Below are 18,678 nucleotides of genomic sequence, written 5' to 3' on the forward strand. Positions count from 1 at the left end.
ACACCCGCAGAAGTCCCCGAGGCCGCCCGAAGCTCAGCTTCCGGCGGCCTCTTCGATTGCCAGGGCATCGTCGTGGTCGGACCTGCCCAGCAGGGACAGGCGGCTGGCTATGCGGGCCAGATCCACGGGCAGGACGCTGCCGGAAGGCTCCGTGTCCCAGTCCAGGGGTCCCGTGCCGATGAGGAACAAGGTGATGTCCTGATCGTGAAGCACGTCCACGGCATTGCTGAACCGCTGCCATGCGGGCGCGGAAGCAGGGTCGCCCACGGCAGGGGAGGGAACGTCGTCGATGACCCAGGTCTTGAAACTGTGCGCCAAGGCCAGGAAGTCCGCTGTGGAGGTCAGCCCTGCGCACAATTCCGGAAACCCCACCCAGAGCAGGTCCGGGTCTGCGTTCTTGACAACGATCGGTTGCGTTGTTGGGGTCAGGACACGGCTTTGGGACGCGGATGGACGGAACAGCCCCAACCGTCCCAGTTGTTTGGGCGTGCCCGGTGTGATGATCCGGCCAGAGCTGAAGGCCTTGGGCGAGTCGGCGGGTTCTGTACCTGCTGCAGGAAACCGCCGGAAATCGGCGGGGCCGTTAATCTCCACAATCTCCATCATCTCTTTGATGGCTTCGATAGTGGGCACAAAATGGTCGTGCCACAGGGGATTGGGCAACAAATCGTCCGGAGCGTAGTTGGACGTCACCACCAAGGGAATCCGGCGCTGCGCCGCGGACCGCAGTAATCGGGCGATAAACATTCCATCCCCAACGTCATGGACATGGAATTCATCGAAAAACAGGACATCGATGTCCGCCAGGAGCACATCCACCGAGTGCTGTATGGCGGTTCCATCCGCGGAAACGGAACGGTGCGTTCCGGCGTGGAGCCTGCGGAAGAAATCATGAAAGTGGACGCGACGTTTCCGTGCCCGGAGCCTGTCGTGGAAACTGTCCATGAGCCACGTTTTGCCGCGACCCACAGGTCCGTGGAGATAGATGCTTCGCGGTGCCCGCGGCTGTAGCGCACGACGGCGGGCCGTTACTGCTGCACCAAAGGTCGCCAACCGCTGCGCTGCTTCATGCTGACTGGGCTCAAGCTGGAAACCCAACCGTCCGGCGTCGTGGGTCATGCCTTCCATGAGCGCCAGAACAGTTTCCCGGTTGCCCTGCTTCGCTCGTTGCGGGCGGAGCGACGGCTTCACAGCCAGCCTTTCCGCTTGAAAATGAGATACATGAGCAGTGCTGCTCCGAACATAAGCCCGATGGCCATTGGATAGCCGAAGTCCCAGTGCAGCTCCGGCATATGGTCGAAGTTCATGCCATAAACGCCTGCCACAAAGGAGGGTGCGAACAGAATGGCAGCCCACGAGGAAATCTTCTTGACTTGTTCGTTCTGCGCAGCGCTCGCCTCGTTCTGGCGGTTGGCTGTCAGGGTGCCGTCAAGGGTCAGGGCGTTCTGCAGGAGATCCCTGAAGGAGTTCACCCTGGAGATGACGCGCTGGACGTGGTCCTCTACGTCGCGGAGGGAACGCTGGAGCTCGATGTCCACGCCGTACTTCTCGAAGCCCTTCTCCAGCAGCACCATGATGTCCGGAAGAGGCTGGATGGCCCTTTGGAATTGAATGACTTCACGAGCAAGTTCGTAGATCCGCCGGGACACCGCTGTATCGCCGCTGAAGAGCTGATCCTCAATTTCGTCGATGTCGTTCTCAAGCCCGGCCACCACAGGCGCATAATCGTCCACCACCTGGTCCAGGAGGGCATACAGCACCGCTTCCGGTCCATGCCGCAACAGGTCCGGGCGCTGCTCCAAACGGTGCCGGACACGCGCAACTCCGCCGGTCTCGGCATGACGGATGGTCACCACGAAATTGGGACCCGTGAAGATGTGCAGCTCGCCGAACTCCACCGTCTCGGAAGCATCCAGATAGCGGGCGGGTCGCAGGACCGTGAAGAGGTTGTTGTCGTAGCGCTCCAGCTTTGGCCGCTGGTGCGCTGAAACGGCGTCCTCCACAGCGAGTTCGTGGAGGCCGAATTCGTGGGCGACGGCGGTCATCTCGTCCCGGGTGGGCCGGTATAGCCCGATCCACGCCATGCCACCTTGCTCCGAGAGTGTCTCGAAAGTCTGCTCAAGGTTACGTGGGGTGGCTGTGCGTACGCCCTCTACATAGACGGCGTTATCGATGATGGTCACGAGTGAACGCTACTGCATGGCACCGATGATGGCGCCGGCAATGGTCATGGCGAGGATGTCGTGCCCTGCATCAATAACGGTCACTTCAGAGGGGCGCCCCGCGAAACCATTGTGGATGACATGTCCTCCGGCACGGAAGACCAAAGCCAGAATCAGGGCGAAGAGGCCGCCGGCCAGGAAAGTGTTCAGCTCCAGGGCGCTGATCAAGAGGGCCAGCAGAATGCTGGTGAGCGCCGCGGCAAGCATCATGGGAATCCAGATGCCAGCACCACCATCGATGTTTCTAAGGTCCTCTTCGGTTTTGCCGATCGCTTGCATCCACCGGCGCCCAAGGACGGCTGGCATGTACCAAACGAACCCGATCACCATGCTTGAGATGAAAGCCAGGAGGACAGCAAGCCAGTTGATCTGCAATATGTGTGAGAGCCAATCCATGGTCAAAAGCCTAATCGGGTGCCATCCCTGGAACCGTGTTCAAGCGCTCATGCTGACCGCGTGTTGGTGGAACCGGCCAACCTTTCCATCAAAGGCTCTGTGCGGTAGGGGATATGCGTGTGGAGGGCCAGGACTGTTTCTGTTCGGATGACGCCCTTGGTACGCAGGACGGACCTCAGCGCGGATTGCAGATTATGCGTATCGGTTGCCACCACGCGGCACCAGAGATCTCCACGTCCGGAGATTTCGTGGACCTCCAGCACTTGTGGAATCAGCCGCAGGGCGCCGATGACGCCATCGAGTTCGCGGTGGGTCACTTCAATGGTGATGAAAGCTACGACGTCGTACCCCACCTTTTCGAGGTCCACTTCGCGGCCTGCTGCCTGAAGGACCCCGGACCGGAGCAGCCGTTTGAGGCGGCTCTGCGCAGTATTGCGGGCGATGCCGAGGGAATCGCTGAGCTCGGCGATCTGGATGCGGGGGTCCTTGATGAGTTCCAGGAGGATCTTCAAGTCCATCGGGTCCAAGGTATTCAAATGGTCACTCCGGCTTACTTATACGACACGACTTTGAGTATTTTGCTCAATTTTCCCACGTTCCTGCTTCGTTGAGCGCAGTACTGCGGCAATCTGTTGCTACCGAAACCTGGCTGCGCCCTCCATCCCACAGGAAACCCCCGCGCAGCCCCGAATCAAAGGCACGGAAATGACTGTCTTGAGCGAACTCCGCATGCGTCCGGCCAAAGCCGGCGTCTGGAGTTGGGATGCAACCACCACTGCAAGGTTGGTCCTGGCCGGCATAGTGATGTTCACGCTGCTGGTGGGCGCAAACCTGGCCACACCTCTATATCCTTTGCTGCAGGCCAGCCTGGGTATGTCCTCCTTGGGCGTCACAGTGGCCTTTGCCAGCTACGTACTGGCGCTTGTTGTGGCCCTGATGGTGGCGGGGCACTGGTCCGATCACATTGGGAGGCGGGCAGCACTGGTGCTTGCCGTCGTCATGGGTTTGCTGGGCGGCATCATCTTCGCGAATGCGGACAGTCTTGGCATGTTGTCCCTCGGCAGGGCCTTCCAAGGCGTGGCAGTAGGGCTGGCCACAGGGGCCAGCTCCGCAGCCCTGCGTGAACTGTTGCCCCAGAGGCCTGACTGGGCTTCGCGCTTCACGTTGCTCTCCTCGGCTGGTGGCGTGGCTGCCGGACCCGCGATCGGTGGTCTCCTGTCGCTGCTTCCGGACGCTACGCGAACGCCCTATTACATCCACTCCGGGGTGCTGCTTGCCACGCTTGTTCCACTGTGGCTACTCAAGGCAAGGCCCGCGATTGCCCCCGCTGCAGGAAAGCCGGCGTTCAAGCTTCTCGCTCCACGAAAACCCGCTATTTCCAGTCACGCACGCGGTGCCTTTTGGATGGCATCGGCAGTTGGCTTCCTGAGCTTCGCAGTCTTTGGCTTCTGTCTGTCGCTGGCTCCCGGGTATTTCGCAACGGTGGTGCATGCTGATTCCAGACCCCTTATCGGGCTGCTGGCTGGGGTGACCTTGGGTGCATCGGCGCTCAGCCAGCTGGTGGGAGTCCGCGGTCGCTACCTGGTCCCCGTTGCCCTGGCGGTGTTGGGCATCTCAATACTCCTGGTGGGAGCTGCCGCAGCTTGGTCGAGTCCGTTGTTGCTGGTTGCAGCCAGCGTCACTGCGGGTGCAGGGCAGGGCATCGCCTTCCGTCAGGTGTTCAACGAGGTTGCCTGGAAGGTCGAGGCAGCCCGGCATGCGCAGGTCATCAGCACGGTGTACGTCATCACCTATTTGGGAAGCGCGGTTCCGGTGATTGGATTGGGATTGGCGGTCTCGGCGCTGGGCTTGCAGGCCGCCGTCGTTGGTTTTACCGTGCTGTGCGGGGTTGCGGCCCTGGCGCTCGCTGCGGCTTCACTCAGGGGTGCCCGGCGCGCTTGAGCCTGGCTACTCGGGAAGCGGACCGCGGTTGCCGGGAATGTGCTGGAAGACCATGGTGGTTTCTGTGTGTCCGACCACCGGATCGGTAGCGAGGTTATCGAGCAGCCAGTTGCGGAGGTCGTCAGTATTGGCAACAGCAATGTGCAGAAGATAGTCCACGGAGCCTGTTGTGTGGAATGTGGAGATCACCGCAGGCAGCTTCGGGACGCGTGCGGTGAAGCGGTCGATCTGGTCCCGATCATGGGCGCGGAGACGGACAGCAATGAGCGCCTGCACCGAGCGGCCAATTGCCGGCAGGCTGAGGATCGCCTCAAAGCCTTCGATGATCCCGCGTTCGGACAGGGCCCTTGTCCGCATCAGCGCAGTGGAGGGAGCGATTCCCACGAGTTCTGCCAATTGCTTGTTGGAGATGCGGGCGTCCTCCACCAAAGCGGCGAGGATCCGTTCATCAATAGCGTCCAGCGGCTCGGCGCTGCCTGAATTTGGCCGAACATTCTTCGCGGGGTTGCTCACGGATCCTCCTGAAATTGCCTTTCATTCATCATAATCACTGAAATCCTGGCTATCCATTCGTTCCTGCTTGCAGTTCCCGAATATTTGTCTGAGGTCACCCCGGTTCAACGTGGATTATTTTTGTGCTGTGTCCAGACCTTTTCGCTCGCTGTTCTTGAGGCCCCGACGCCGGGAGAGCCGTCGGAGTGGCTCACTGAGCACCATCAGGAGCAGTGGCAGGTTTCCCATGTCCGGAACTATGAGGGCCAAGATCAGCGCGGCGAGAAAGAGCGCCGCCACGATGGTCCCGGCCTGGATCCCGGACCCCGTGGCCGCCTCGTCCAGGTCATGCAAGTGCGGGTGCGAGCGAAGATAGACGCGAGCCAGCAGCAGCAGGAAGCTCGTAGCGAAAAGGGTGCCTATGTAGACAAGCGGCTGCGCCCAATCCCCCTGCATCTGTGTTGACAGTGCAGTTGCCACCGGCATCCACACAATGGTGAACATCCATGCGATAGTCAGCCACAAAAGTACTGAGTCCACGAGCCGGACGTTGCGGAACAGCCGGTGATGGTGCACCCAGAAAACAGAGATAAGGACGAAGCTAAGGACGAATCCCAGGAGGGGATACCGCTCCTCGGCAAACCACTGGGCTGTGGTGCCTTTATGGTCAGCCAGTTCACCAACGCTCTCCATGAGGGGAAGGATCAGCAGCGTCAAGGCGATCGCCACCACGGCATCGGTAAACGCCTGCAGCCGTTCCGGCGAGGACAGCTCCCGGGAACTTGTGACCTCTGTCATGCCTCCGATTGTAGGGGTTCCGGGGCCGAAAGCGGCCTCGTTTGCGCCGGCGGTGAGCGATGTACGACGGCGGTGATTACCGCCGACGTCACGGCAAGGGCCATGACGCTCCACGCCAAAGCAGGCCACCCGAATGCCTGGAAAGCCAGGCCTCCCGCCCAGCCGATGACACTGGACCCCAGATAGTAGGAGAGGTTGTAGAGCGATGCCGCTTGGGCGCGGCCTGTTGTGGCGATGGCGCCGGTCCAACCGGAACCCACGCTGTGGGCTGCGAAAAAGCCGCCAGTAAACACCACGAGGCCGATCAACGTTGCCACGAGGTTTTCTGCCAGCGTGAGGGCGAGTCCGGCAATCATCATGACAATCCCAAAGAGCAGGACATTACGCCGCCCAAAGCGCGTGGTGAGTCCGGCCGCCCATCGGGAGCTTACGGTACCGGACAGATAGGCCAGGAAAATGAGGCTCACCAGCGTGGTGGGAAGTCCGAATGGTTCACCGTGGAGCCGGAATCCAAGGTAGTTATAAACCGCGACAAATCCACCCATGAGCAGGAATGCCTGAAGGTAAAGGGAGAACAGTTTGGGGTTTCTGGAATGGCTTCCCAGCGTGCGCAAGGCTCCTCGGAATCCGCTGGCCGGCGCCGGCATGAAACGTCGCTGTTTGGGAACCAGCACCACAAACAGGACCGCGGAGACGGTGGCCAGCAGGGACACTGCCAGCGCAGCTGCCCGCCACCCCCACAGTTCTCCCACTGGACCCGCGACCAAGCGTCCGGCAAGCCCGCCGAGCGTGGTTCCAGCAACGTAGCTTCCGGCCGCCAGTGCCGTGTGGATCTTGGTGACTTCTTCGTTGAGATACGCGATGGCTATGGCTGGGATTCCGCCCAGGGCCATGCCCTCAAGAGTTCTCAGTCCCAGGACCAGTGGAACGGTCGGTGCCAGTGGAACAACCAGCCCCAGCACCGTTGCTGCTCCGATGCCGATGGCCATTGCACGAACCCGGCCGATCCTGTCTGCGACGAAGGACCACGGCAGGACGCTGACGGCAAGTCCCACGGTGGCCAGGGAGATACTCAGTGCGGCTTCTGCTGCGGAGATTCGGAGGTCGGCGGCCATAAGTGGCAGGACCGCCTGGGTGGAGTACAGCTGGGCGAACGTAGCGACGCCGGCCAAGGCCAATGCAGCAAGCACACGTCGGTAGCCACGGGAACCCTTGGCGTGCCCGTCCCATGCTGTAACGCTCACGGCTGTTTTAGTCACTGGCCCAGACTAGGCTTCCTGGACTGTGCGTTCCAATGCATGATTCGCTTATGATCTATTCATAAATGCATGATTCCTACTGATGCTGGAGCGGAACGGCAGGCACATGGAACCGGATCACCAACAGCTTGTGCAGCTACTGCCGCTCCTGCCCGTTCTGGCAGAGTTGGGCCGGACGGAGCATATGACGGAGACAGCTGAGCTCCTCGGCGTTCCCCAGTCCACGGTGAGCCGTGCAGTGGCCAGGGCAAGCGCGATTGTGGGGATGGATCTTCTTGTTCGTGATGGGCGTGGCATCCGCCTGACTCCGGCGGCAAGGACGTTGCTGCCCTATATCGAAGCGGCGCTGGAAGACTTCCAAGCCGGATTGGACAGGGTAAGGCACGAATCGGACGTGGTGAGGGGCCGCATCGGCGTCTCGTTCCAGCACACGTTCGGTGAAGCGACGCTGCCCCTGCTCATCAGCGCGTACCGCGGCCACCATCCGCATACGGTCTTCGAGCTCCGGCAGGGTCCGCGCGACGACTGCCTGGAAGAACTGGCCAGGGGCGATACAGATTTCGCCCTCACCGCACCGATCGCCCCGGAAGGTAGAGGCATCCACTCCCTGCCCCTCTACAGGGAGCCGCTGCGCGTAGTGCTGCATTATCGACACCCCCTCGCGAGCCGCTCAAGCCTGCACCTGTCCGAACTGAGGCATGACCCCTACGTCACGCTGCCGGCCGGCGTCGGCCTCCGGTCCTTGGGAGAAGCGCTGTTGCGTGAAGCAGGCTTCCGTCCGCGGACCGCCTTTGAAGTCCAGGAATCCCACACTGTCCGGGGGCTGGTCGCGGCCGGTCTGGGCTTCAGCATCCTGCCTCCCGCCGGGCCGGGCTCCGGAACTGGCCAGTTCCTGCCGGGGGCCGAGTTGGGACTTGTGGAAGTTCCCATCGAATCCGACCTTGCCTTCCGTCAGATCGGCATGGCTTGGCGGGAGCGCACTTTCGAACCCGACGCCGTCAGGCTGTTCCGTGAGCTGGTGGTCGGGGAGGGCGAAGCGTTGCTGGCCGAGCTTGTCAGAGCGCGCTCAGGAAACCCCTGACAACGTCCTCCGCGGATCCTTCCTTTGCGGATCGCCAACCGGTGCCCGCCCACAGATTAAGGCGATCAGGATCACCCGCCGCCGATGCTGCTGCCCGGATCGGCGCCGTCAGGTGATGGATCGCCGGATAACCCTCTGGCGCGTCCGCGTGATCTCGGACGAACTCGTTGACCAGCGAGCGGGCGAATCGTCCCGTAAAGGCCCGGGTCCTGGCCGTCTCCGTAAAGCGCGGGTCGCCCAGGGCATCTTTATGCGGTTGCCGGGCTCCGCTTTCCTCCGTGCGTATCAGCGCCGTACCAACTTGCGCGGCTGCCGCACCAGCAGCCAGGACTTCGCGAAGCGCTGGACCGTCGCTGATCGCGCCGGCCGCAATCAGCGGAAGGTCGACGGCGGCACGCACCTGGGCGATGAGACCCGCCGTCGTGCCGCTTGCGTTTTCGCCTGCCTCGGGCGCGAGGAACGCCGCCGTGTGTGCTCCTGCGGAACTATGCTGCACCGCAAGGGCATCCGGGCCTTCCTCCGCGGCGGCAAGGGCCTCGGCAACACTGGTCACACTGGAGATGACAGCAGTTCCGGCCTTCTGCAGGGCCTTGACCACAGAGCGTCCCGGAAGCCCGAAGACGAAGCTGACGAACTCCACAGGATCCGCGATCAGTGCGTCGATTTTGTCCTGCCAGGCGTCGTCGTCGTCAAATCGAAGGGCTGGGACTGCCACGCCGTAGCGTGCCGCCTCTGCTTCAAGTCCCGTCCGGTACGCCTCCATCCTCGCGCGCGCCGCCGGGGACGGGGAGAGTTGCGCCATATCCGGCACAAAAACGTTCATTCCGAAACGGACGCCCGTGGCACGTGCAGCTGCGATCTCGGCCGTCATGGCCTCGGGGCTTTTATAACCGGCGGCAAGAAAACCCAAGCCGCCGCCGGCTTGAACTGCCTGCGCAAGGGCGGTAGTGGATGTTCCTCCAGCCATGGGCGCTGCAATGAAAGGCGTATCAAACAGGGAATGCGACATTGCGGTTTCTCCTCGGGGCGCTCCAAGCTAGTCTTTCACGGTGAACAATCTTGACTCTGCCATGCATTCCCACGCGTCCCCGGAGGCAATCACCGGTACCGTGATCGGGCTGGATATCGGCGGCACGAAAACGCGGGCTGTGAGGTTCGAAGACGGCGTTCCCGTCCGGGACGAAAGCGCCGGAAGCTCCAATGTGCAGAACGTAAGCCGCGAGCAGGCCATGGCAAATCTCGCCGAACTTTTCGGAAAGATCGGCGGCGGTGACATTGACGAGGTTTACGCGGGCGCCGGAGGAATTGATACCGATGAGGACGCGCAAGCGCTCGCCGACCTCATCTCTCCACACGTCCCCCGGGCACGCATCACGGTGGTTCACGATTCCCGGCTGCTCCTGGCAGCGGGGGGAGCAAGCACAGGTGTCGCCGTGATCGCCGGAACCGGTTCTGCCGCGTGGGGTAGGAACGCGGCCGGTGAGGAGGCCCGGGCCGGAGGATGGGGTTATCTTCTGGGCGACGAGGGGAGCGGTTACTGGCTGGGCCGCGAAGCCGTGCGCCACAGCTTGCGACGGATGAACCAGGGACTTGAGCCGGACACCCTGAGCCGTGCCCTCCTGGACTCCTGTGGAGTGGAAGAGCCCGGCAAACTGATCGCCTTGTTCCACTCCCCGGAAACCGGTCGCCGTTATTGGGCGCAACAAGCGCGGCTCGTCGTCGAGGCTGCCGACGCCGGTGATGAAACCAGCGCCAGGCTGGTGGACCAAGCGGGGAAGGACCTGGCTGACCTGGCCGAGCAGGTTGTTCGACAACTGGGCTTGGACGGTCCCGTCATTCTGGGCAGCGGACTGGGCATGAACGTCCGCCGCCTGCAGGAATCATTCAAGGCACGGCTCGCCGAGCGGGGCATCGTCGATGTCCGGATTCTCCAGCAGGACCCCGTGTTCGGCGTCCCCCGGCTTGTGGCCGAGCAGCGGGCGTAACGCCTTTAGCTCAGCCTCTGGTATGGGGACCTCAGCCCCGGGTACGGGGACGCAGCTTGACGCCCGGAAGCGGCGGCGCGGGAATGCGTCCGGCTTCCGGCCCTGCGTCAGGACCATGGCCCTGGACCAATCCGAAGCGTGAAGCGGCGGCAGCGTCGTCGTCGAGCAGGCCTTCGGCTTCCCATTCCAAACGCGCTTTTTCCACTTCCTCGTGCGTACGTCCCACGAAATTCCACCACATCAAGAGGTCTTCCCCGAACGGTTCGCCACCCAAAAGCATGAAACGGGTATCCGGTTGGGCCTCTACGATCAGGTTGTGCCTGCCAGCACCCAGATAGGCCAGGGGGCCCGGCTCGATGTCTTCGCCGTCGATGACCAGGTGGCCGTCCAGCACCAACACTGCATGCTCAAAGTCCGGGCGCAGTGGAAGCTGGAGCGTACCTGCGCCGGTGATGTCAGCACCCACGATGGGGCTGAACATAGTGGCAGGGGAGCGTTCACCGGCAAATTCACCCACCATCACTGTTGCTGTGTAGCCTTCGCCAACAGCCACTGGTAGCTCGCTGTGTTGCTCGAAGGAGGGTTCGCGGTGCCGGTGCTCGTCAGGGAGTGCAACCCACAACTGGAGTCCCCGCGACATGGGAATCTCGTCATCCGCTCCGGCCACCGTAGCCGCAGGCAGGACCGAGAATTCCGAATGGGAGATTCCATGGCCAGCGGTCATGATGTTCAGTTCACCCGGTTTGACCACCACATCGCTTCCCACGCTGTCGCGGTGCCTCACGGCCCCCTCCAGCGGCCATGTCACGGTTTGGAGGCCACAATGAGGGTGGGGCAGAACGCTCATTGCCACACGGTCCGGACCAAAACTGTCCAGGAAGCACCAAGCACCAACGGTGGGCAACCCGCGCTGGGGCAAGGTGCGGAACACGTTCATGGCGCGGACTCCACCAAGCGGAACTTCACGCTGTGGCCACAGCTGGACGCACGGGCCTTGTCCTTCATGGGCAGCGGGGCAGACTTGCTCCGCCGGAGAAGTATCAAGATTGGTCATGTGTTCATCACCTGTGCATAAATGTTGGAAATTGAGCTAATCTGTTCCGTGTGAACAACGCCCTTTTGAGCTACCACGACGCCGTCCTCTACCGTTCGGGTGAACCGTATCGCATCCTTGCCGGAGCCATCCACTACTTCCGCGTTCACCCCGATTTGTGGCAGGACCGGCTGCGTCGACTCAAGGCCATGGGCGCCAACACTGTTGACACCTACGTTGCCTGGAACTTCCACCAGCCTAAGCGCGAAGAGGCGCCGGACTTTACAGGCTGGCGGGACATTGGCCGTTTCATCGAGCTCGCCGCGAAGGAAGGTTTGGACGTCATTGTCCGGCCAGGACCCTACATCTGCGCGGAGTGGGACAACGGCGGTTTCCCGGCCTGGCTCACTGGAATCCCCGGGATCGGCCTGCGCTGCATGGATCCACAGTTTACGGCCGCGATCGAGGAGTGGTTTGATCACCTTCTCCCACATGTCGCCTCACGGCAGGCATCGGCCGGTGGTCCCGTCGTCGCCGTCCAGATCGAGAACGAATATGGCAGCTACGGCGACGACCACGAGTACATCCGCTGGAACCGCCGTGCGTTGGAGGAGCGAGGGATCACTGAGCTGCTCTTCACAGCCGACGGCGGTACTGACTACTTCCTCGACGGCGGCTCCGTGGACGGAACCTGGGCGACAGCCACGTTGGGAAGCCGGGGTGGTGAGGCCATCTCAATCTGGAAGCGGCGCCGACCGGACGAGCCCTTCTTCAATGTCGAATTCTGGGGTGGCTGGTTTGACCACTGGGGCGAACACCACCATCGCCGCGACGCCCATGACGCCGCTGTGGAAGCACGGAAGATGCTCGATGCTGGTGGATCGGTATGCGTCTACATGGCACATGGCGGGACCAACTTTGGCCTGGGATCGGGCAGCAACCACGATGGCACCATGCTCCAGCCAACGGTCACCAGCTACGACTCCGATGCCCCCATTGCCGAGAACGGAGCTTTGACGCCTAAATTCCATGCCTTCCGCAAGGAGTTCTACCGCGCCCAGGGCATTCAGGACCTTCCTGAACTGCCCGTTGAGTTGCTCGCGGATGCGCCGGTCCTTCCAGCGCAGTCGCTGGCCCTGACGGAAGGTCGGGGCCTGCTGGAGCTCGTCCGCGATACGGGCAAGCCAGTTAGCAGCGTCAAACCGCTCACTTTTGAACAGTTGGGGCTCGACGCCGGCATGGTCCTCTATGCAGCCGAAGCGACTCTCCCCGGACGCCCCGAGGCTCCGGTGGAGAGCCGCCTGAAAATCACAGGGTTGAATGACCGCGCCTACATTTGGGTGGATGGTCAGTTTGCCGGGGTCCTGGACGATGTGAATGGGGCTGAAGGGTTGGCTGTCACCGGAACCGGCGTCCCGGCCAAGCTGGAGATCCTGGTGGAGAACCTGGGCCGCATCAACTACGGCCCTCTGACCGGGCATGGCAAAGGAATCCTGGGCGGCGTCCTGATCAATCAGCGCTACACCTTCCATTGGACGCAGACGCCTGTGGCTTTGGCGGAATGGGCGCCCGAGGATCTTGAAGGACTGGCGGGAGCGGAATTCGAGGTTGGGGAACCGGGGGATACATATATTGCACTCCCTGATTCTGGAAAGGGCTTCGTGTGGCTCAACGGCTTCCTGTTGGGTCGGTACTGGGACAAGGGGCCGCAGGTCACCCTGTACGCCCCTGCACCTCTGGTGAAGATCGGCTTGAACAGCATCAGGGTGCTGGAGCTCGTCAAGGCGGGAACCGTCGTCGAGCTCCGCGAAGGACCGGACCTTGGCCCGGAAGAGGCGGGGCCGATAACGGCGGCCGAATTGCCTTAGTGCAGACCGACTCAGAAGTAGCTGCCAACTAAGCTGACACCATGACCCTGGAGTTCGACACCCGCCCTGCCGCTTACGCCGTCATCATTCAGGAGGACCGGATTCTTCTCGCCTACTGGAAGCAGGACGGCAAAGAAGGTTGGACGCTGCCGGGCGGGGGACTGGACCTCGCGGAGCACCCCGTGGACGGGTGCCGCCGCGAGGTCTTTGAGGAAACCGGCTACGAGGCCCGGATTGATCGCATGCTGGGCATCGACGTCGGGCACTGGCCCGCAGAAGCTCGGGCAGACGGTTCGCCGCGGGACTTCCAAGCGCTGCGACTGGTTTACGAAGCTACGATCGTCGGTGGCGAGTTGACGCACGAGGTGGACGGCAGCACCACCCATGCGGCATGGATTCCCCTGGAGGACATCGGCAAACTCAACCGGGTCTCCCTGGTGGACGTGGCGCTGCGCCTGCACAATGAGCGGCCTGCTGACGGGAAGCTCAACTAAGCGCGACTTCAAAAAACCTAGCCAAAGCGCCTTGGCTTGGCTACGCTGTAGAACGTTGCCGGCCCGCCAGCTGCCGGCCTGGATGCCGAGGAGGTGGAACTGATGATTGCGATAATCCTGCGCGCCCCGCATTCACGCGCGGCGCACCATCATCACACCACCATTCCTGTCCCGGCATCAGCCTGCCAAATCTAGGCGGCCGGGGCCTCAGCAGAGGTTCCAACGTGAATACTTACGCTTCTTCAAGCGACCCAAAAATCAGTTTCAGCAACGCGGGCGACGGCAACCGCCTGGAAGGCCCAACAGACTACGGCTATACCGAAAGCACCGCTGAACTCTTCCGCACCAACCCGGCTACGGACGGCGACACGAGCGACAACACTCCGGGAAGGGTAGTCCGCCTCGACAGGAACCGCGTGCTCGTAGCCTCGAACAGCGGCCTGCTCCATCTCCCCTATCCCGGGCATGGCCTCGTCCCCGCCACCGGGGACTGGGTGTGGCTGGGGCACAACCGCGCCGGTGAGCCATCCATCGTCGAGGTTCTTCCACGGCATTCGGCACTGAGCCGCAAGCGCGCGTTCGAGGCATCCTCCGAGGAACAAATCCTGGGCAGCAACATCGACATCGTGGCGGTAGTAGTGCCCGTGGACCGGCCTCTTACCCATAATCGGTTGGAGCGGACGCTCGTGGCCGCTTGGGATTCCGGGGCAACCCCCCTGGTCGTCATTACCAAAGCCGACCTCGCGGACCTGGCCGACGACGTTGTAGGCGAAGTCATTCTTCAAGCCGCCGGAGTAAAGGTGGTCACCACGTCCGCAGAGCAGGGCGACGGCCTGGAGGAGCTCCGGCAGCACATCCCGGAAGGGGCCACGCTGGTGCTGCTCGGCCCTTCGGGCGCCGGCAAATCAACGCTCATCAACGCCCTCGCCGGGCGCGATCTCCAGGAAACGGGTGAGGTGCGTGCCGGTGACGGCAAGGGGCGGCACACCACCACCTCCCGGGAACTGGTGCCTCTGGGAGGCGGTGCCGTGCTAATGGACACTCCGGGTGTTCGCGGGTTTGGGCTGTTCGACGCCGAGGAGGGAATGGAGGAGATGTTCGGCGACCTCGAGGGGTTGTTCGCCCGCTGTCGCTTCGCCGATTGCTCCCACCAGGCCGAGCCGGGGTGTGCCGTGCAGGAGGCGCTCGCCGACGAAAGCCTTGACGCGCGCCGGTGGGGAAGCTACCTCAAACTGCAACGCGAACTGGCGGCCCTCAACCGGAAACACGATGCCGCAGCCAGGCGGGCCTATCAGCGCGAATGGCATCAAAAGGTGATGTCGGCGGACAGGGGACAGCGCGCCGCGGAAAGACACCGGCACGATCAAGCCGAGGAGCGCGCAGCAAAGGGCGGCAAACGACGCAAACGCTGAACATTGCCGATTCATTACGGAATACGTAGCGTCGCTGACATCGTCGGTGGCGCTGGCTACGCTGGGTGAAGATTGTCCGCCAACGATAGGCCAGGGTATGGCTGAAGCCATGATTGAGTTCCAGAGCGTGACTAAGCGATATCAAGGCGGCCAGCCGGCCGTCGACAACCTGACCATGTCCATCGACAAGGGAGCCATCACCGTCCTCGTCGGTCCCTCGGGGTGTGGCAAGACGACTTCCCTGCGCATGATCAACCGCATGGTAGAGCCGAGCTCAGGGACCATCACAGTGGCAGGCCAGGATGTTTCCACCGTTCCGGCAGCGCAGCTTCGCCGTTCCATGGGCTATGTCATGCAGTCCTCCGGTCTGCTCCCGCACCGGTCCGTTCTGGACAACATCGCCACGGTTCCGCGGCTCAACGGCGTCTCCAAAGCGGATGCGCGCAAACGTGCCGCAGAACTTCTCGACGTCGTGGGACTGGCTTCGGTTCTTGGCAAGCGGTATCCCTCGCAACTGTCCGGCGGTCAGCAGCAGCGCGTGGGAGTGGCACGCGCGCTCGCAGCCGATCCACCGGTGCTTCTGATGGACGAGCCGTTCAGCGCCGTGGACCCGGTGGTTCGCGATGAACTCCAGCAGGAACTCCTGCGCCTTCAGCGTGAGCTGGCTAAAACCATCGTGTTTGTCACGCATGATATTGACGAGGCCACGGTGCTGGGCGACAAGGTGGCAGTCTTTGCTGTTGGCGGCAAGCTTGCCCAATATGCCGCCCCGGAAGAGATCCTCCGGGCACCGGCCAACGATTTCGTGGCCTCCTTCGTGGGCAGGGACCGTGGTTTCCGCCACCTCGCCTTCGACGTCGCAGACTCCGTGAGGCTCCACCCCGTAACCATGGTGGGACAAACCGAGGGCCAAAACGCCGGCCGCCGGACGGGGGAGTGGGCGTTGGTGGTCGATGACGAATCACGTCCCCTCGGGTGGTCCTCACCCCGGGACGGTGCCGGGCTGATCCCCGGCGGTTCACTCTTCCATAAGGGAGACACTTTGCGCCGGGCGCTGGATTCGGCGTTGTCCTCGCCGTCGGGATTGGGCGTTGCCGTGGACGACGACGGCAGGGTGGCCGGTGTCTTGAAGGCGCCGGAAGTCCTTGCCTTGATTGAGGAAGTCCGCCGCCACAGGGAGGACGCCACCTGATGGAGTGGTTCCTTGAGAACATTGGCTTGGTGTTCGGCTTGGCCGGCCAGCACCTCGTGCTCGCACTCATTCCGATGCTTCTTGGGCTGCTGATCTCAATTCCCTTGGCGCAGCTTGCCCGGCGCAACAGTACCTTGAGGTCTGTGGTGGCCACGGCTACGTCCTTGCTCTACACCATCCCGTCCCTGGCGCTCTTCATCATCCTGCCCACCATCCTGGGCACACGAATCCTCGATCCCCTCAACGTCGTGGTCGCGTTGACGATCTATGCGGTGGCCTTGCTGGTACGTGCGGCCATGGATGCGTTTGACTCGGTTGACGACGATCTTCGAAATGCTGCTGTAGCCATGGGATTCAAGCCCTCGGCCCGGTTCTTCCAGGTGGATCTCCCGCTGTCACTGCCGGTTCTTTTCGCCGGGCTCCGCGTGGTCTCGGTCAGCAACATCTCGCTCGTTAGCGTTGCCGCCCTGCTGGGAGTTGGCAACCTTGGAATCCTGTTTACCGATGGCTTGCAGAGGACCTTCGTCACCGAAGTCGTGGTTGGCATCATCGCTATCCTTGTCCTTGCCTTGATCATGGATGCTGTCCTGGTGGTACTGGAGCGTCTCCTGACTCCGTGGACACGTGCGGCAGCTGGCGGACGGAGCGAACGCAAGAACGGCACCGCTTTGCTCGCTGAACCGAAGACCGGACCATCCTTGCCCCACGCCCCGGTACGGCCGGATCCGGGGGCATCAGCATGAGCAACGTTTTTACGGACACCATTGCCTGGCTGACGGACCCCCTTCACTGGACGGGGAGCGGAGGCATTCCCACCCGGCTGTCCGAGCACCTGCAGTACAGCGGGCTGGTTCTCCTCATCGCCGCGGCCATTGCGGTGCCCGTGGGACTTTACATTGGCCACACAGGACGCGGCAGGGTGGTCGCGGTGGCCGTCGCCGGTGCCCTGCGGGCCCTGCCTACCCTGGGTCTGCTGGTCCTCTTTGCCTTGTTGGCGGGCAGCGGTTTGATGCCGCCGGTGTGGGCGCTGGTGATCCTGACGGTTCCACCGCTGCTTGCCGGGACATACGCGGGTATCTCCAGCGTGGATGCCACAGTGGTGGACGGAGCCCGGGCCATGGGCATGACGGAGCTTCAGATCCTGTTCCGCGTTGAGCTCCCCAATGGCCTCCAAGTCTTGTTCGGTGGCATCCGGACAGCTGTTCTGCAAGTGATTGCCACAGTTTCGGTAGTCGCCTACTTGCCGCTGGGTGGCCTGGGCCGGTATTTGTTCGATGGGCTTGTCCTGCAGGACTTTCCGCGGATGCTTGGTGGATCGCTCCTGATCGCTGCCCTCGCGATCGCAGTGGACCTCGTTCTGGCCGCCTTACAGAGGCTGGTCCTTTCCCCTGGCCTCACCCTCGACTCAAGCGGACGCCATACGGCGGCCGACGATCTCACAGCCACAGCTCCCGCCGCGGCTGCCGTTCAAGGAGGTACACCATGAAAAATCCCGTTCCCATGACCCTTACGCGCCGTGGACTCGGCGGCCTCGCGGCCGGCGTCGGTGTGGCCCTCGCCCTGAGCGCGTGCGGCGGCAGCCCTTTGGCCACTCCGTCCACTTCTGCTCCCGGCGGATCCAGCGGTTCCAGTGGGCCGCTTGTCGTTGGGTCGGCCGATTTTCCGGAGAGCCAGGTGATTGGCGAGGTCTACGCGGGCGCCCTGAACGCGGCAGGCATTACGGCCACTACCAAGCCGAACATCGGCTCGCGCGAAATCTACTTCAAGGCTGTCCAGGACGGGTCCGTGGATCTCGTCCCGGACTACTCCGGCAACCTGCTCTCCTACGTTGATCCGGAGGCCACGGAGGTCTCGGCTGAGGATGTGTACAAGGCGCTCCCGGGCAAGCTTCCGCAAGGGCTGGCAGTGCTTGATCCGGCAAAGGCGGAGTCCAAGGATGCCATGGTGGTCACCAAGGCGACCGCCGAGAAGTACCAGCTCAAGTCCATCGAGGACCTCGCCAAGGTCTGCAAGGACTTCACGATGGCGGCCCCTGCTACGTTCGAGACACGCGCTTACGGTTTCCCCGGGCTGAAGAAGAACTACAACTGCGAACTCAAGGGCCTGCAGCCATTCAACGACGGCGGCGGTAACCTGACGCTCCAGGCGCTGTTGGAGGATAAGGTCCAGGTGGCTGACATCTACACCACCACCCCCTCGATCGCCGACAACGACCTCGTGGTCCTGGAAGATCCCAAGAACAACTTCAAGGCCCAGCAAGTATTGCCGCTCTACAACAAGGCCAAAATGTCGGACAAGGCCAAGGACGCACTCAACAACGTGTCCAAAATCCTGACCACGGATGATCTTGTGGACCTGAACCGCGCAGTCAGCGGCGACCAGAAGCAGAGCCCCAAGGATGCCGCAGCTGCGTGGCTGAAAGACAAGGGCATCGTTAAGTAGCGCTTGACGCAAACCGCGTACGACGGCGGTGACGGACCCGGGCGGGGCTGTCACCGCCGTCGT

At 62.5% G+C, this 18,678-nt stretch carries 19 protein-coding genes; 10 read left to right on the top strand and 9 right to left on the bottom strand.

Annotation, left to right across the window (positions count from 1 at the left end):
- Nucleotides 1–33: 33 nt before the first annotated feature.
- From zapE to ABIE18_RS15005, 4 genes are read right to left on the bottom strand one after another with little or no spacing between them, the layout of a single operon-like run.
- Nucleotides 34–1,191, bottom strand: a complete 1,158-nt coding sequence (gene zapE, locus ABIE18_RS14990) for a cell division protein ZapE (protein ID WP_499723481.1) — start codon at nt 1,189–1,191, stop codon at nt 34–36.
- On the bottom strand, nt 1,188–2,183 hold the full coding sequence (gene corA / locus ABIE18_RS14995) for a magnesium/cobalt transporter CorA (protein ID WP_224164925.1): 996 nt from the start codon (nt 2,181–2,183) through the stop codon (nt 1,188–1,190). The genes zapE and corA overlap by 4 nt, the downstream gene beginning before the upstream one ends.
- Nucleotides 2,184–2,192: 9 nt before the next feature.
- Nucleotides 2,193–2,618: a DUF1761 domain-containing protein gene (locus tag ABIE18_RS15000; protein ID WP_499723482.1), complete on the bottom strand. Its 426-nt coding sequence runs from the start codon at nt 2,616–2,618 to the stop codon at nt 2,193–2,195.
- Between the two features lie 47 nt (nt 2,619–2,665).
- Nucleotides 2,666–3,154: an Lrp/AsnC family transcriptional regulator gene (locus tag ABIE18_RS15005; RefSeq protein WP_216925165.1), complete on the bottom strand. Its 489-nt coding sequence runs from the start codon at nt 3,152–3,154 to the stop codon at nt 2,666–2,668.
- A gap of 169 nt (nt 3,155–3,323) precedes the next feature.
- On the opposite strand from ABIE18_RS15005, the gene ABIE18_RS15010 reads away from it, so the two are divergent.
- The gene (locus tag ABIE18_RS15010) at nt 3,324–4,559 is read left to right on the top strand and encodes an MFS transporter (protein ID WP_499723483.1); all 1,236 of its coding nucleotides are present in this window, start codon (nt 3,324–3,326) and stop codon (nt 4,557–4,559) included.
- Between the two features lie 6 nt (nt 4,560–4,565).
- On the opposite strand, the gene ABIE18_RS15015 is transcribed toward ABIE18_RS15010, so the two are convergent.
- The 3 genes from ABIE18_RS15015 to ABIE18_RS15025 all read right to left on the bottom strand — a co-directional run bounded on the left by ABIE18_RS15015 (nt 4,566) and on the right by ABIE18_RS15025 (nt 7,108).
- Nucleotides 4,566–5,072: an Lrp/AsnC family transcriptional regulator gene (locus ABIE18_RS15015; protein WP_431115861.1), complete on the bottom strand. Its 507-nt coding sequence runs from the start codon at nt 5,070–5,072 to the stop codon at nt 4,566–4,568.
- A gap of 114 nt (nt 5,073–5,186) precedes the next feature.
- A complete protein-coding gene (locus tag ABIE18_RS15020) occupies nt 5,187–5,849 on the bottom strand; it encodes a TMEM175 family protein (RefSeq protein WP_499723484.1) in 663 nt (220 codons plus the stop codon).
- Complete coding sequence (locus ABIE18_RS15025) at nt 5,846–7,108, bottom strand: MFS transporter (RefSeq protein ID WP_499723485.1); 1,263 nt, start codon at nt 7,106–7,108, stop codon at nt 5,846–5,848. Before ABIE18_RS15025 ends, ABIE18_RS15020 begins: the two co-directional genes overlap by 4 nt.
- A 106-nt stretch (nt 7,109–7,214) precedes the next feature.
- Here ABIE18_RS15025 and ABIE18_RS15030 point away from each other — a divergent pair, with 106 nt between their 5' ends.
- Nucleotides 7,215–8,189 (top strand): LysR family transcriptional regulator, encoded by a 975-nt coding sequence (locus ABIE18_RS15030; protein ID WP_499723486.1) that lies wholly within the window; start codon nt 7,215–7,217, stop codon nt 8,187–8,189.
- On the opposite strand, the gene ABIE18_RS15035 is transcribed toward ABIE18_RS15030, so the two are convergent.
- Nucleotides 8,164–9,198: a nitronate monooxygenase gene (locus tag ABIE18_RS15035; RefSeq protein ID WP_499723487.1), complete on the bottom strand. Its 1,035-nt coding sequence runs from the start codon at nt 9,196–9,198 to the stop codon at nt 8,164–8,166. The genes ABIE18_RS15030 and ABIE18_RS15035 overlap by 26 nt on opposite strands.
- A 40-nt stretch (nt 9,199–9,238) precedes the next feature.
- Between ABIE18_RS15035 and ABIE18_RS15040 the strand changes: the two genes are divergently transcribed.
- A complete protein-coding gene (locus ABIE18_RS15040; protein WP_499723488.1) occupies nt 9,239–10,174 on the top strand; it encodes an N-acetylglucosamine kinase in 936 nt (311 codons plus the stop codon).
- 31 nt (nt 10,175–10,205) lie between these two features.
- On the opposite strand, the gene ABIE18_RS15045 is transcribed toward ABIE18_RS15040, so the two are convergent.
- Nucleotides 10,206–11,228 (bottom strand): pirin family protein, encoded by a 1,023-nt coding sequence (locus ABIE18_RS15045; RefSeq protein ID WP_499723489.1) that lies wholly within the window; start codon nt 11,226–11,228, stop codon nt 10,206–10,208.
- Nucleotides 11,229–11,278: 50 nt separating this feature from the next.
- Here ABIE18_RS15045 and ABIE18_RS15050 point away from each other — a divergent pair, with 50 nt between their 5' ends.
- From ABIE18_RS15050 to ABIE18_RS15080, 7 genes are all read left to right on the top strand, one after another.
- On the top strand, nt 11,279–13,075 hold the full coding sequence (locus tag ABIE18_RS15050) for a glycoside hydrolase family 35 protein (RefSeq protein WP_499723490.1): 1,797 nt from the start codon (nt 11,279–11,281) through the stop codon (nt 13,073–13,075).
- Nucleotides 13,076–13,116: 41 nt separating this feature from the next.
- Complete coding sequence (locus ABIE18_RS15055; RefSeq protein WP_499723491.1) at nt 13,117–13,569, top strand: NUDIX hydrolase; 453 nt, start codon at nt 13,117–13,119, stop codon at nt 13,567–13,569.
- Between the two features lie 224 nt (nt 13,570–13,793).
- Nucleotides 13,794–14,981: a ribosome small subunit-dependent GTPase A gene (gene rsgA / locus ABIE18_RS15060; RefSeq protein ID WP_499723492.1), complete on the top strand. Its 1,188-nt coding sequence runs from the start codon at nt 13,794–13,796 to the stop codon at nt 14,979–14,981.
- A 97-nt stretch (nt 14,982–15,078) separates the two neighbouring features.
- A complete protein-coding gene (locus ABIE18_RS15065) occupies nt 15,079–16,173 on the top strand; it encodes an ABC transporter ATP-binding protein (protein WP_499723493.1) in 1,095 nt (364 codons plus the stop codon).
- The gene (locus ABIE18_RS15070) at nt 16,173–16,916 is read left to right on the top strand and encodes an ABC transporter permease (RefSeq protein ID WP_499723494.1); all 744 of its coding nucleotides are present in this window, start codon (nt 16,173–16,175) and stop codon (nt 16,914–16,916) included. The genes ABIE18_RS15065 and ABIE18_RS15070 overlap by 1 nt, the downstream gene beginning before the upstream one ends.
- Nucleotides 16,913–17,659, top strand: coding sequence for an ABC transporter permease (locus tag ABIE18_RS15075; protein WP_499723495.1), 747 nt, complete (start codon nt 16,913–16,915; stop codon nt 17,657–17,659). Before ABIE18_RS15070 ends, ABIE18_RS15075 begins: the two co-directional genes overlap by 4 nt.
- Nucleotides 17,656–18,615: an ABC transporter substrate-binding protein gene (locus ABIE18_RS15080; RefSeq protein ID WP_499723496.1), complete on the top strand. Its 960-nt coding sequence runs from the start codon at nt 17,656–17,658 to the stop codon at nt 18,613–18,615. The genes ABIE18_RS15075 and ABIE18_RS15080 overlap by 4 nt, the downstream gene beginning before the upstream one ends.
- Nucleotides 18,616–18,678: the final 63 nt, after the last annotated feature.

It is taken from the genome of Arthrobacter sp. 2762, assembly GCF_040548745.1.
GTDB lineage: Bacteria > Actinomycetota > Actinomycetes > Actinomycetales > Micrococcaceae > Arthrobacter.

Coding starts and splice junctions, on each gene's coding strand:
- ABIE18_RS15000 (WP_499723482.1), bottom strand. CDS start 2,618: ATGGATTGGCTCTCACACATATTGCAGATCAACTGGCTTGCTGTCCTC.
- ABIE18_RS15010 (WP_499723483.1), top strand. CDS start 3,324: ATGACTGTCTTGAGCGAACTCCGCATGCGTCCGGCCAAAGCCGGCGTC.
- ABIE18_RS15020 (WP_499723484.1), bottom strand. CDS start 5,849: ATGACAGAGGTCACAAGTTCCCGGGAGCTGTCCTCGCCGGAACGGCTG.
- ABIE18_RS15030 (WP_499723486.1), top strand. CDS start 7,215: ATGGAACCGGATCACCAACAGCTTGTGCAGCTACTGCCGCTCCTGCCC.
- ABIE18_RS15035 (WP_499723487.1), bottom strand. CDS start 9,198: ATGTCGCATTCCCTGTTTGATACGCCTTTCATTGCAGCGCCCATGGCT.
- ABIE18_RS15045 (WP_499723489.1), bottom strand. CDS start 11,228: ATGACCAATCTTGATACTTCTCCGGCGGAGCAAGTCTGCCCCGCTGCC.
- ABIE18_RS15055 (WP_499723491.1), top strand. CDS start 13,117: ATGACCCTGGAGTTCGACACCCGCCCTGCCGCTTACGCCGTCATCATT.
- ABIE18_RS15065 (WP_499723493.1), top strand. CDS start 15,079: ATGGCTGAAGCCATGATTGAGTTCCAGAGCGTGACTAAGCGATATCAA.
- ABIE18_RS15070 (WP_499723494.1), top strand. CDS start 16,173: ATGGAGTGGTTCCTTGAGAACATTGGCTTGGTGTTCGGCTTGGCCGGC.
- ABIE18_RS15075 (WP_499723495.1), top strand. CDS start 16,913: ATGAGCAACGTTTTTACGGACACCATTGCCTGGCTGACGGACCCCCTT.
- ABIE18_RS15080 (WP_499723496.1), top strand. CDS start 17,656: ATGAAAAATCCCGTTCCCATGACCCTTACGCGCCGTGGACTCGGCGGC.